Origin of the sequence: Amycolatopsis sp. 195334CR (assembly GCF_017309385.1) — a bacterium.
Lineage (GTDB): Bacteria > Actinomycetota > Actinomycetes > Mycobacteriales > Pseudonocardiaceae > Amycolatopsis.
Genome location: NZ_JAFJMJ010000003.1, coordinates 648109 through 660292, shown reverse-complemented (window position 1 = coordinate 660292; position 12184 = coordinate 648109). Strand labels below are relative to the sequence as shown.

Below are 12184 nucleotides of genomic sequence, written 5' to 3'. Positions count from 1 at the left end.
GCCAGCCTAGGCGCGGCGTACGACGGAAGCGGAGACGAGCGTCGCGGCGGCGAGACTGCCCCAGAGCGCGGTCGGGCCGTGGGGTGCGAGAGCGGTGATGACGGTGGGGGAGACGGCGAGCCCGAAGCCGGTGGAGAACTCGAAGCGCGCCAACGTCCGGCCCAGCGCGTGGGGTGGGGCGAGGGCGGTGGCGAGCGCGGTGGCACTCCCGGCGTAGACGATCTCGCCGAGGGTGCAGACCACCGACACCACGGCGACCGCGGGCGCGCCCCAGCCGCCGCCGAGCGAGGTGGCCGCGAGGAAACCGAGGTAGGACAAGGCGAGCACCACCCCGCCCAGCGCCAGCGCGGTCCGCCGGGAGAACCGCTCCAGCGCGACGGTGACCGGTACCTGGAGGGTGACCACCAGCACCGTGTTCGCCACGAAGATCGCCGCCGACCACACCGGCGACGCGTGCAGCTGGGTCACCAGGATCAGCGGCAGCGCGATCTCGGGAACGTTGAGGCAGAAGACGTAGACCACGTTGGCGGCCAGCAGTCCGCGCAGCCGAGGGGCGGGCGCGCGGTCCTCGTCGCAACTCAGCGGGACCGGGTCGGCGCGCAGGCGGACGGACCACGCCAGCACCGCGGCGACGAGGTAGGCGAGTCCGGTCACGGCGGCCAGTGCCCGCAACCCGGTGGTGCCGCCGGTCAGGCAGACGGTGGCGAGCAGGGCCCCGATGCCGAGACCGGCGTTGCGCAGGGCGCGGCCCGCCGCGAGCGCGGTGTCGCGGTCGCGGCCGACGGCGACGGTGGCCACGACGGCCGCGTGGGCGGCGGGCCAGGCCTGGTTGCCGATCCCGAGCAGGAGCGCCGCCGCGGCGAACGGCCAGACCTGCCCGGCCGGGGTGGCCAGTAGCACGGCCACGCCCAGCACGCGCACCAGCATCGACGCGGCCACGACCGTGCTGCGCGCACCCCGGTCCAGCCAGCGGCCCACCACGGGCGTGCAGCCGAGCCCGGCGACGATGCCGCCGGTCATGGCGAGCCCGGTGGCCGGTGCGGACAGTTCCAGCACGGTCACCCCGTAGAGCAGCAGGAAGGGCCGCAGGAGGCCGGTGCCGAGCGCGTCCACCGCGAGCGCGGCGGCGTACCGGGGGCCGCCGGACGCGCGGACGAGGGCGCGGGGGCGGAGCTTGGTGACCATGGCGCTCACCGTGGTCGCCGCACCCGGCCCGCACCCGCCGGTTGACCACCTCCGTCAATCGGTGCCGCGGTGGGGTGAGCCGGTGCGGCTGCCGGGGAGCGGGTCGGTGATGCTGAAGCGATGACCTTGCGGATCGACCTCGGCGGGCCGCTTCGGTTCGCGGTTTCCCCGCTGGCCGAGCTGACCGCGATGCTGCACGTGCTCGCCGAACCCGGCCACCACCCGCAGCTCGCGGGGTGGGCCAGTGGGGTCCGGGTGGGCCCGGAGCTGGCCGAGCGCCTGCGGGAGGCCGAGTTCCTCTGGCGGTCCTCCCAGGCCGACTTCCTCCTCCCCGCCAAGCCCCGCCCCACGCTGGCCGCCGAACTGGACGACGTCGACCGCATCGACGACGACGCCTACGTCACCGCCGCCCTGGTCAGCACCTGCGGCAGCAACCGCGTCCGCGCCATCACCGCCTCCCCGCTCACCGACCCGGCCGCGCGCGAACGGGCGCTGGACCTCGCCCAAGCCCGCGGCCCGCGGCAGGAGGCCTTCGCGGAACGCCTGCTCACGGACCCGGCGGCGGTGCGGGCACGCGTACGCGAAACCCTCGAACAGTGCGCCGAGGCCTTCTTCGACGTCGCGTGGGCGAGCGTCGCCGCTCAGCTCACCGCCGACGTCCGCCGGAAGAGCGATCTGCGGCGGCAGCGCGGGCTCCGGGCCGCGCTCGCCTCGGTGTCCGGCGCGATCACCCTGTCCCCGGACGGCGACCGCGTCATCGTGGACAAGCTGCAGGACAAGGCGACCGCGGCACACGAGGACGGCATCACCTTCCTCCCCAGCGCGTTCGCCGGCCCACACCTGGTCGTGGTGCACGCGCCCGGCTGGCAGCCGGTGGTGCAGTACCCGGTGGCCGAGCAGGCCGGACCGGTCTCGCTGGACACCGTCACGCTCCGGCTGGAGGCGCTCGCCCACCCGATCCGCCTGCGGTTGCTGCGGACACTGGCCCGCGGCCCGCACACCACCGGCGAACTGGCCCACTCCTGGGAACTCACCGCCCCGGAGGTCTCCCGTCACCTCGCCGTCCTGCGCCGCGCGGGCCTGCTCACCGCCCAGCGCGACGGCCGGTACGTCCGCTACTCGCTCAACCTGCCCGACCTGACGGCGCTGGGCGCAGATCTGCTGGCGGCAGTGCTGCGCTGACCGCCACCTCTTCCAGTGCCTGGAGCCCGAGTTCGATGAGCGGGTTCCGCCCGCTGCCGCGGCGCACGCAGGTGAAGATCCGCCGCGTCGGCGGGTTTTCGCTCGACACCGGCACCAGCGACACCGCCTGGCCCGCCGGGCCCTCGGTCAGCCGCGGCACCAGTGAGACCCCGAGCCCGTTCGCGACCAGCGACCAGATCGTCGCCCACTGCGTGGCCGCGTGCACGATCCGCGGGGAGAAGCCGGCCGCCGCGCACAGCGCCTCCACCCGCTGGACGTGATCGCAGGTGCCGGGGTCGGCGACGATCCAGTCCTCCGCCGCCGCGTCCGCCAGCCGGACCGGTTCGGTGCCGGCCAGCGGGTGGTCGGCGGGCACCAGCAGCAGGTACGGCTCCTCCAGCAGGAGCCGCTGCTCGAACCGCGCGTCGTCCGGCGGGGGACCGCCCGCGACCGGTTCCACCAGCGCGACATCCGCCTTGCCCGCCACCAGCAGGTCCATGCTCTCCGCGGTGTCGCACTCGTGCACCTGCACCACGAGGTCCGGGTGGCTGCGCCGCAGCCGCCCGGCCGCGGGCGCGACCAGGCCGCTGATCGCGGTGGTGAAACCCGCGATGCGCAACGGCCCGGCCCGCCCGGCCCGGAAGGACTCCAGGTCCGCGCGTGCCTCCTCCCAGCGGGCCAGCAGCGCGTCGGCGTGGTCGACCAGCAGGCGCCCGGCGGGGGTCAGCCGGACCCCGCGGCCCTGGGGTTCCAGCAGCGGGACCTTCAGCTCGCGGGCGAGTTCACGCAGGTGGTGGGAGATCGCCGACGGGGTGAGGTGCAGGGCCTCGGCCGCCGCGGTGACCGTGCCCTGCTGCTGGACGACGCGGAGCATGTGCAGGCGGCGCAGGTCGATCATGCAATGATTTTGCACAATCACCGGCGAAATCCGCAATGGACCGCAACGGTCCTCCCGGGTCATGCTGCGGTCATGACCACTTCGACCACCACCGCGCGAGCCAGGACCCTCTGGATCCTGGCCGGTCTGGTGCTGGTGACGCTGAACCTGCGGGCGGCCATCACCGGTGTGCCCCCGGTGCTGAGCGAGGTCCAGGACGGCGCCGGGCTCACCGGGTTCGAGACCGGTGTGCTCACCACGCTGCCGATGCTGTGCCTCGGCGTCTTCTCCGCATTCGCCCCGCGCTCGCGCGCCGGGTGGGCATCGGGACGGCGATCGCCGTCGCGCTGGTGGTGATCACGCTCGGGGCCCTGCTGCGCGTGGTGCCGGTGCCGGTGGCGCTGTACACCGGCACGGTGCTGGCCGGCGCCGGGATCGCCACCGGCAACGTGCTGGTGCCCGCGGTGATCAAGCGCGCCTTCCCCGGCCGCGTCGGACCGCTCACCGGGCTGGCGATGATGCTGATGTCGGTCAGCGGCGCCACCGCGGCGGGCTTGGCCGTCCCGCTCGAGCAACTCGGCGGCTGGCGGCTGGCACTGGCCGTGTGGGCGGTCCCGGCGGTGATCGCGGCCGCGGTGTGGGCCCGGCTCCGACTTCCGGCGCCCCCGGCCGAAGCCGAGGCCGACCCGGGATCACTGCTGCGTTCCCCGCTGGCATGGGCTGTGACGATTTTCATGGGTATGGCGTCGCTCATGTTCTACACGCTCACGTCGTGGTTGCCGGAGCTCATGCGGGACAACGGGTTCTCGCCCGCCACCGCCGGGATGATGAACGCGCTCATCGTGATTGTGGGAATACCACTGGGTTTCCTCGTTCCGGTGGTCGCCGCGCGGCTCCGCGACCAGCGCCCGCTCGTGGTCGCGGTGGTGGCCGCGATGGGCCTCGGCCTCGGCGGGCTGCTGCTGGCCCCGGAGGTAGGCTGGGTGTGGGTCGCGATCTTCGGTCTTGCCACCGGCAGCGCGTTCCCGCTCGCCTACACCCTGCTGAACCTCCGTTCGCCCACCGCCGCGCTCACCGCGCGGCTGTCCGGCATGGCCCAGTCGGGTGGGTACCTCATCGCCGGATCCGGCCCGCTGACCTTCGGCGTGCTGCACACGGTCACGGGCGGCTGGGGGTGGTCGATCGGGGTGCTGCTGGTGCTGGTGGTGCCGGAGCTGGTGAGTGGGTTGCTGGCCGCACGACCCGGGTACGTCGGGACTGGTGGCAGGGGAAGGAGGTGAACGGAGAAATGCTGTTCCTGCTCATGCTCGTGGAAATCGCGGTGCTGCTGGTGGTGGGCTTCGACCTGGTCGCTTCGGTGCAGGGCACCAGGCGCGTCGGCGACTGGACGCTGTAACCGGGGATGGGCGGTGACCGCGGCGCGCACTCCGCCGCCGCCGGTCACCGTGGCCGGTTGGTCAGCTGGTCAGATCGAGCGCGGCCCGGACGAGGCTGCCCGCGTCGAGCCCGTGGTGGCGGTAGACCTCCTCCAGCGAACCCGACTGGCCGAACCGGGTCACGCCCAGCGCGGTGGTGGCGACGCGGTTGATCGTGGCGAGGAAGGACAACGTGTGCGGGTGGCCGTCGAGCGCGGTCACCAGCGGGACCGCCCGATCGGCCGGGAACACCTGGTCCAGGATCCAGCTGTCGGCCGGTTCGTGGCCCTGGCGGGCGCGGACCGCGCGGTAGAGCAGGTCCGGGCTGGTCACGCAGACCACGTCGGCGGCCACCCCGACCTGGTCGAGCCGCTCCGCCGCAGCGAGCGCCTCGGGCACGATGGCGCCCATGGCGGCGATGGTCACCTGGGGTTCCGCCGTGCGGCGCAGGGTGTACGCCCCGGCCACCACCTGCCTGCGACGCCGTTCGCGGGCGGCGGGGTCGGCGGGCACCGCGGCCAGGCTTTGGTCGACCGGCCGGGTGGACAGGCGCAGGTAGGCCGAGGTGCCGTCCGGCCGGCCCAACCGGCCGAGGCAGGCCAGCAGCGCCCATTCGGTGTCGATGGCGAACGCGGGTTCGTAGCTCACGCAGCCGGGTTGTTCCAGTCCGATCGACGGGGTCTTGATCGACTGGTGCGCCCCGCCTTCCGGCGCCAGCGAAATACCCGACGGCGTACCGACCAGGATCGACTGCCCACCGGCGTAGATGCCGTAGGACCACGGTTCGAGCGCGCGCTCGACGAACGGGTCGTAGAGCACACCGATCGGCAGCAGCGGCTCGCCCCAGCGGCTCCAGGTGGTGCCCAGCTCACCGAGCATGCTGACCAGGTTGACCTCGGCGATGCCCAGTTCGATGTGCTGGCCGGTCGGCTTCTCACGCCAGTGCAGGATGGTCTCGGCGTCGTCGGCGAACCAGTCGGTGCGCTCGGCCGAGGACCACACGCCCACCTTGTTCACCCAGCCGCCGAGATTGGTGGTGGAGCTGACGTCGGGGCTCACCGTCACCACGCGCCGGGCCGCTTCGGGCGCGCCCCGGCTGAGGTCGAGCAGGACCCGGCCCAGCGCGGCCTGGGTGGTCGCGGTGCCCGACGGGACCCGGCCGAAGTCGGCGGGCACCTCGGGCGGGGTCCGCTGGTCGATGTGCGGCCGCCGCAGGTGCGCGGCCGTCTCCTCGCACAACCGCTGCTCGGCGCTGTCCGGCGCGAACCCGGCCCACGGGTCGTCGAGGTCCGCGCCGAGCTTGCCTGCCAGTTCCCGCATCTGCTCCTCGGACAGCAGCGCCGAGTGGTTCTGCGGGTGGCCCTTGGTGGCCAGGCCGTAACCCTTGACGGTGTAGGCGAAGATCACCGTCGGGCGGGTGTCCTCGATGGACTCGAAGGCGGCGTCGATGGCGGGCTGGTCGTGCCCGCCGAGGTTCGCCACCGCGTCCACCAGCGTCTCGTCGTCCACTTCGGACACCAGCGCGGTGATGCCCGCGGCGCCCGGACCGTCGCCGGGCAGGCGCCGCCGGAGTTCGGCGGCGTCGCACCGCAGCAGCCGCTGGTACTCGGGGTTGGACATGGTGTCGATCCGGTCCCGCAGCTCCCCGCCACCGGGCCGGGTGAACAGCTCCTGGAGCAGGCTCCCGTACTTCACCGTGATGACCTGCCAGCCCGCCGCGGCGAACATGTCCTGCAGCTTGGCGGCGGCGATGTTCGGCACCACGCGGTCCAGCGACTGCCGGTTGAGGTCGACCACCCAGACCACCTCGCCGAGTTCGGCGACGGCCGGGTCGAGCACCGCCTCCCACACCGCGCCCTCGTCCAGTTCGGCGTCGCCCACCAGCGAGTACTGGCGCCCGGACCCGGCGGTGCCGAACGCCGAATCGACGTACCGCCGCGAGAGCGCGCCCCAGATCGGGGCCGTCGCGCCGATGCCGACCGAACCGGTCGAGTAGTCGACCTGGTCGGGGTCCTTGGCGCGGCTCGGGTAGCTCTGCAGCCCGCCGAACTCGCGCAGCCGGGGGAGGTAGGCGGCGTCGAGGTCGCCGAGGAGGTAGTTGATGGCGTGCAGCACCGGGGACGCGTGCGGTTTCACCGAGACCCGGTCCTCGGGGCGCAGGTGGCGGAACCACAGCGAGGTCATCACCGAGACCATCGAGGCCGACGACGCCTGGTGCCCGCCGACCTTCAGCCCGGACGGGTTGGGCCGCACCCGGTTGGCGTGGTGGATGACCGCCGAGGACAGCCACAGCAGCCGGTCCTCGACCCGCTCGAGCGTGGCGAAGTCGGCGGCCGGACGCGACCGGTCCGTCGTGGTGCTGGTCATGGCTGGGTCCTCCTCGACACGCGGCCCGGACAGCTCACCAACCGCGGTGGCATCTGCGCAATAATCGCCGGGAAAGTTGGGCAGAATGCTCAGTTTCCGCCGGGTTACGACCGCTTCGAAGGGGCACCATGCGCAGTGCGGGCAGGATCGACCGGACCGACGCGCGCATGCTGCTGGAGCTGTCCGCGCACCCGCGGGCCACCACGAGCGCGGTCGCCGACGCGGCGGGGATCGCCAGGAACACCGCGCAGGCCAGGCTCGCCCGCCTGGAGGAGGACGGGGCGCTCGACTCGTTCGAACGCCGCGTCGACCCGGCGGCGCTGGGGTACCCGCTGACCGCGTTCGTCACCGTGCGGGTCGCCCAGCGCAAGCTGGACCCGGTCGGCGCCGAACTGCGGGAGATCCCGGAGGTGCTGCAGGTGCACGGCATCTCCGGGCCGAGCGACCTGCTGGTGCACGTGGTCGCCGCCGACGCCGACGACCTGTACCGGGTGGCCGGGCGGATCCTCGCCATCCCGGGCGTCGAACGCACCGACACGGCGCTGGTGATGAGCGAACTGGTCAGCTACCGGGTCACCCCGCTCCTGCACCGGACGGCGGGGGAACAGGCGTGACGGCGCCCGCGGCCGCCTCCGGTGATCACGCCAAAGCGGGTTCCGGCGCCTTCCTGGACGTCCGGGCCGCCGTCGTGGCGATGCCGATCACGATGGCGAAGGCGGCCAGCGCGGTCAGCGTGCGCACGACGTTGAACGCCTCCCACCGCTGCAGGATTTCCGCGTAGTCGGCCGGTGGCGTGCTCACCGCCCACACCTTGATCTGGCCGTTGATCGGCACGTTGCCGAACCGGGTGACCAGGAACGACGTGGTCACCAGCGCCACCGCGGTACCGGCCAGCAGCCGCGTCCGCCGTCGCGCCAGCACGGCGAGGGCGAGCGCGCTGAGCGCGGCGACGGCCATCGTGGCCTGGATGACCGGGCCGTTCATCTTCATCAGCGCGGAGTGGAAGGTCAGCCGGATGTCCAGCGGCACCACGTTGAACGTGGTCACGAGGTTGACCGCGCCGTAGCCGAACGCGCCGGCGAGCAGGCCGGAGGACAGCAGGGCGAGCGCGGTGGTGGCCCGGGTCATTTGCTGAGTAATCACTCAGTAAATATAGCCCGAGAACGGTCCGGCGTGCCACGACCGGGAGTTCAGGCGTCGAGCAGGGCGGGGAGCAGGGTGTCGATCACGTCGCCGGTGCCCGGCAGCGGGGCGGCGCCGGAGAGGTAGCGGTAGACCGCGCGCTGGTGGGCGGCGCCGACGACGAGCAGGGCGGTGGAGTCCACGTCGAGGTCCGCGCGCACGCGGCCGAGACGGCGTTCCTCGGTCAGGTAGGCGGCGATGGGCAGCAGCGCGCGTTGCGGCCCGATCTCCCCGCCGGCACCGCGGTCGGCGAGCAGCGCGCGCAGTTCGCCGTCGGCCTGCACGGCCGCGAGGATGGGCGTGATCCGCTCGTAGAAGGCGTCGAGACCGTCGAGCAGATCGACGAGGTTGTCGCGCAGGCTGCCGGTGCCCGCGCGCTCCCGGACCTCGGTGGCCACCTCCTTGTAGCGCGGGAGGTGCCGGTGCACGACGGCCTGGAGCAGGCCGAGGCGGTCGGTGAAGTGGTAGAAGATGCTCGACTCGGCCACCGACGCGCGCCGTGCGATCTCCTTGGTCGACAACCGGGCGACGCCCGACTCGGCGAGGATCGCCTCGGTCGCCGCCAGTACCGCGTCCCGCACCCCCGTGCTGGGACGACCTCGCCGCTTCTCGCCGCTCACTCCGTCATCCTGCCTGTCCCCGTTCTGGTTTGGGGCAGCCGCCTGGCGTTGGTGAGTGCTTACTAACTATAGTGGTTAGTGAGCACTCACCAACTGAACGGAGCAAGTATGAACCGGCGCAAGCGCGTCCTCATCACGGTGGCATCGGTGCTGGTCGCGGCCCTGGGGGTGGTCGGCACCGCCGGCTACCTCGCCTTCCTGCGCGCCCCGGACGGCAGTCCGGCCGAGGCCTGCGGTGCCGGGGCCACCGCCAAGCCCGCGGTCGTCGGCGCGGGCGCCAGCATGACCCAGGGCACGCTCGGCGGCGACTGGATCGGCGCCCTCCGCGGCAGACCCGAGTTCGCCGGGCACGAGTTCGTCAACGCCGGGCACAACGGTGACACCGCCGCCGACCTGCTCGCCCGCCTGGACGCCGACGTTCTGGCCTGCCGACCGGCCGCCGTGCTGGTGCTCGTCGGCACCAACGACGTGCGTGCCGGGACCCCGCTGGAGCAGTACCGCGCCGACCTCACCGCGATCGCCGACCGCCTCCGCACCGGGACGACGGCCAGGATCGCGCTGCTCTCCCTGCCGCCGCTGGGCGAGGACCTGACCACCGGGATCAACCAGTCGCTGGCCGGGTACAACGCTGTGATCCAGGAGACCGCGACCCGGACCGGCGTGGACTACCTGCCGGTGCACGAGCGCCTGCTCGAACTGCTCGGCCCGCGCGAGGACCGCGTGCCCTACGACTTCTCGTTCCCGCTGGCGCTGACCGTGGCGACCCGGCACTACGTACTCGGGCAAACCTGGGACGACATCGCCCGCGACGGCGGCCGGGCCCTGCTCATCGACCACGTCCACCTCAACGACCGGGGTGCCGCGCGCCTCACCGATGTCGCCGCGGCGTGGCTGGCCGCGACGCCCTGACCTGATCGCCAGCGCCCGTATAGCTTTCCCGGTAGGCCGAATATAGGGGCGGGTAAAAAAGTATTGCCCGCACGGGAAAACCGTTCGGTCTGGGGGTAGCTGTGTTGATCCAGGGGCAGGGGATGACCGTCGGTGAGGTGCACCGGGTCGCGGTGCTCGGCGAGCCGGTCGAACTCGACGAGGGCCAGTTGAAGATGGTCGCCGACACCTGCGACCGCGTGCAGCAGTGGGGCCGCGACGGCACGCCGATCTACGGGGTCACCACCGCGTTCGGTGAGCTCATTCACCTGATCGTGCCACCGCGCTACGAAACCGAACTGCAGGAGAACCTGTTGCGCACGCACGCCGCGGGTGGCGGGCCGGTCTTCCCGGAGCACGTGGTCCGGGCGATGCAGGTGTCCCGGCTCAACTGCCTGCTCAAGGGGTACTCCGGGATCAGCGCCGACGCCCTGCTGCTGATGGCCGAACTGCTCAACCGCCGCATCCACCCCGTGGTGCCGCAACAGGGTTCGCTCGGGGCGAGCGGTGACCTCGCCCCGCTGTCGCACCTCGCGCTGCCGTTGATCGGCGCGGGCCGGGTCACCCATCGGGGGGTGGTCCGTCCCTCGGCCGAGGTACTCGCCGAGGAGGGCCTGCTGCCGGTCAAGCTCGGGTACAAGGACGGCCTGGCGCTGATCAACGGGACCTCCGGCATGACCGCCGTCGCGTCACTGGCGCTGGTGGCCGTCGAACGGTTGCTCCGGCTCGCGTTGTGGGCGTCGGGCGTCTTCGTACAGGCCATGCGCGGCTCGACCTCGGGCTACAACCCGCGCGGGCACGCGCTGAAGAACCACGCCGGCCAGAGCGCCATCGCCGTCTCGATGATGAACCTGCTCGAAGGCAGCGACCTGACCCGCGAGCACGCCGAGGTCATGCGCCAGATCAGCGAGTCCACCGGCTCCCGCGACGAGGTCACCGACAGCCCGCACTACCTGCAGGATGCCTACAGCGTGCGCTGCGTGCCGCAGATCCTCGGCCCGGTGGTGGACGCCGCCGCGTACTGCCGCCGGATCGTCGAGGAGGAACTCAACTCCTGCAACGACAACCCGTTGATCTTCGAGACGCCGGAGACGGTCTTCCACGGCGGCCACTTCCACGGCCAGTACGTGGCGATGGCGTGCGACTTCCTCAACATCGCCGTCACCGAGGTCGGCGTGCTGGCCGAGCGGCAGCTCAACCGGCTGCTCGACCCGCACCTCAACGGCTCGTACCCGCCGTTCCTCGCGCTGGGGGAACAGGGCCTGTTCTGCGGCATGCAGGGCGCGCAGTACCTGGCCACCAGCATCGCCTCGGAGAACCTGGACCTGGCCGCGCCCGCCTCGGTGAAGTCGATCCCGTCGAACGGGCAGAACCAGGACGTGGTCAGCATGGGCCTGATCGCCGCGCGGAAATCGTTGCAGCTGGTGGAAAACGTCCACGCCATCACGTCGGTGCTCGCCGCCGGGTGCTACCAGGCGGCCAGCCTGCTCGGCATCGAACGGTTCTCGCCGAACGTGCGCGGCCTGCTGCAGCTGATCGCCGACAACGTCCGGCCCTACCGCGACGACGAAGGCGTGGCCGCCGATTTCCTCGCGGACATCCGTGACCTGCTGCGCGGGGACGAAGCGGAGAAGCACCTGCCGGCCTGGCCGGGGTGACACGCCCGCCGGACGCCGGGGTGGTCAGGCAGAGTGATAGTAATCTCTGGTGACTTCACTGGCGGGAGGAGCGGCGATGGGCACGCGGGCCGAGCAGAACAGGGACGACCCGGATCTCGGCGTGCTCGCCGGGCGGCTGCTGTTCGCCGTGCAGGACGAGCTCTTCACGAAGCTCGCCGCCGAGGGCTACGGCGATCTGCACCCCCGGCACGGCGCGGTGCTGGCGTACCTCGAACCGGGCGGTGTGCGCGCGACCGAGCTGGCGCAGTTGTCCGGGCAGCACAAGCAGGTGATCGGCAAGCTGATCGACGAACTCGAGGAGCTGGGTTACGTCGAACGCCGCCCGGACCTGGCCGACCGCCGCGCGAAGCTGGTCTGCCCCACCGAGCGGGGCCACGCCGAACTCCGCGCGGCGGCCAAGATCATGAACGCGATCCAGGACCGCCACGCCCGGCGCCTCGGCCGGGAGCGCTACGCCGCCTTCAAGGAGGCGTTCGCCGACATCACCGACCACCAGCGCCGCCGCTGAGTCAGGTTTCCTCCTCGATGTCCTTGCCCCGCCGGGTGTAGCGCAGCAGGAAGGCGAAGATGCCCGCCACCGCGGCGACGGTGCAGGCGACGTCGGCCACGGTGGTGCCGAAGAACGACATCACCCCGCCGTCGCCCAGCGCGATCGCGGCGAGTTGCCCGAGGGTGACGGCCGCGCCGCCGAGCAGGAAGGCGACCAGGCAGAGCCGGGCGGCGATCAGCAGGAACCGGTGCACGGTGGAC

General features: G+C 72.4%; 13 protein-coding genes. 7 read left to right on the top strand and 6 right to left on the bottom strand.

Features of this window, described 5'->3' with window-relative positions:
• Nucleotides 1-6: 6 nt before the first annotated feature.
• The gene (locus JYK18_RS40115; protein ID WP_206809115.1) at nucleotides 7-1185 is read right to left on the bottom strand and encodes an MFS transporter; all 1179 of its coding nucleotides are present in this window, start codon (nucleotides 1183-1185) and stop codon (nucleotides 7-9) included.
• 120 nt (nucleotides 1186-1305) lie between these two features.
• On the opposite strand from JYK18_RS40115, the gene JYK18_RS40110 reads away from it, so the two are divergent.
• Nucleotides 1306-2367, top strand: a complete 1062-nt coding sequence (locus JYK18_RS40110; RefSeq protein ID WP_206809113.1) for a helix-turn-helix domain-containing protein — start codon at nucleotides 1306-1308, stop codon at nucleotides 2365-2367.
• Here JYK18_RS40110 and JYK18_RS40105 read toward each other — a convergent pair.
• Nucleotides 2309-3265, bottom strand: coding sequence for a LysR family transcriptional regulator (locus JYK18_RS40105; protein WP_242583975.1), 957 nt, complete (start codon nucleotides 3263-3265; stop codon nucleotides 2309-2311). The genes JYK18_RS40110 and JYK18_RS40105 overlap by 59 nt on opposite strands.
• A 72-nt stretch (nucleotides 3266-3337) precedes the next feature.
• Between JYK18_RS40105 and JYK18_RS47290 the strand changes: the two genes are divergently transcribed.
• Together JYK18_RS47290 and JYK18_RS40100 are read left to right on the top strand one after the other, a co-directional pair.
• Nucleotides 3338-3601 carry a hypothetical protein gene (locus JYK18_RS47290; protein WP_242583973.1) on the top strand — a complete coding sequence of 88 codons (264 nt, stop codon included), beginning with the start codon at nucleotides 3338-3340 and terminating at the stop codon, nucleotides 3599-3601.
• Nucleotides 3562-4524 (top strand): MFS transporter, encoded by a 963-nt coding sequence (locus JYK18_RS40100; protein WP_307796276.1) that lies wholly within the window; start codon nucleotides 3562-3564, stop codon nucleotides 4522-4524. Before JYK18_RS47290 ends, JYK18_RS40100 begins: the two co-directional genes overlap by 40 nt.
• Nucleotides 4525-4701: 177 nt before the next feature.
• On the opposite strand, the gene JYK18_RS40095 is transcribed toward JYK18_RS40100, so the two are convergent.
• Entirely contained in the window at nucleotides 4702-7026 is a 2325-nt protein-coding gene (locus JYK18_RS40095; RefSeq protein WP_206809111.1) for a pyruvate dehydrogenase, read from the bottom strand.
• 128 nt (nucleotides 7027-7154) lie between these two features.
• Between JYK18_RS40095 and JYK18_RS40090 the strand changes: the two genes are divergently transcribed.
• Nucleotides 7155-7640, top strand: a complete 486-nt coding sequence (locus tag JYK18_RS40090) for an Lrp/AsnC family transcriptional regulator (protein ID WP_206809110.1) — start codon at nucleotides 7155-7157, stop codon at nucleotides 7638-7640.
• Nucleotides 7641-7665: 25 nt separating this feature from the next.
• Here JYK18_RS40090 and JYK18_RS40085 read toward each other — a convergent pair whose 3' ends face one another.
• Nucleotides 7666-8169, bottom strand: a complete 504-nt coding sequence (locus tag JYK18_RS40085) for a DUF1772 domain-containing protein (protein ID WP_307796275.1) — start codon at nucleotides 8167-8169, stop codon at nucleotides 7666-7668.
• A gap of 47 nt (nucleotides 8170-8216) precedes the next feature.
• On the bottom strand, nucleotides 8217-8828 hold the full coding sequence (locus JYK18_RS40080; RefSeq protein WP_307796274.1) for a TetR/AcrR family transcriptional regulator: 612 nt from the start codon (nucleotides 8826-8828) through the stop codon (nucleotides 8217-8219).
• Between the two features lie 108 nt (nucleotides 8829-8936).
• Here JYK18_RS40080 and JYK18_RS40075 point away from each other — a divergent pair, with 108 nt between their 5' ends.
• The 3 genes from JYK18_RS40075 to JYK18_RS40065 all read left to right on the top strand — a co-directional run bounded on the left by JYK18_RS40075 (nucleotide 8937) and on the right by JYK18_RS40065 (nucleotide 11942).
• Nucleotides 8937-9737, top strand: a complete 801-nt coding sequence (locus JYK18_RS40075) for a GDSL-type esterase/lipase family protein (RefSeq protein WP_206809109.1) — start codon at nucleotides 8937-8939, stop codon at nucleotides 9735-9737.
• A 122-nt stretch (nucleotides 9738-9859) separates the two neighbouring features.
• Complete coding sequence (hutH, locus tag JYK18_RS40070; RefSeq protein ID WP_206809108.1) at nucleotides 9860-11413, top strand: histidine ammonia-lyase; 1554 nt, start codon at nucleotides 9860-9862, stop codon at nucleotides 11411-11413.
• Nucleotides 11414-11489: 76 nt separating this feature from the next.
• Nucleotides 11490-11942: a MarR family winged helix-turn-helix transcriptional regulator gene (locus JYK18_RS40065; protein ID WP_206809107.1), complete on the top strand. Its 453-nt coding sequence runs from the start codon at nucleotides 11490-11492 to the stop codon at nucleotides 11940-11942.
• Between the two features lies 1 nt (nucleotide 11943).
• On the opposite strand, the gene JYK18_RS40060 is transcribed toward JYK18_RS40065, so the two are convergent.
• Nucleotides 11944-12177 (bottom strand): hypothetical protein, encoded by a 234-nt coding sequence (locus tag JYK18_RS40060; protein ID WP_206809106.1) that lies wholly within the window; start codon nucleotides 12175-12177, stop codon nucleotides 11944-11946.
• Between the last annotated feature and the right edge of the window lie 7 nt (nucleotides 12178-12184).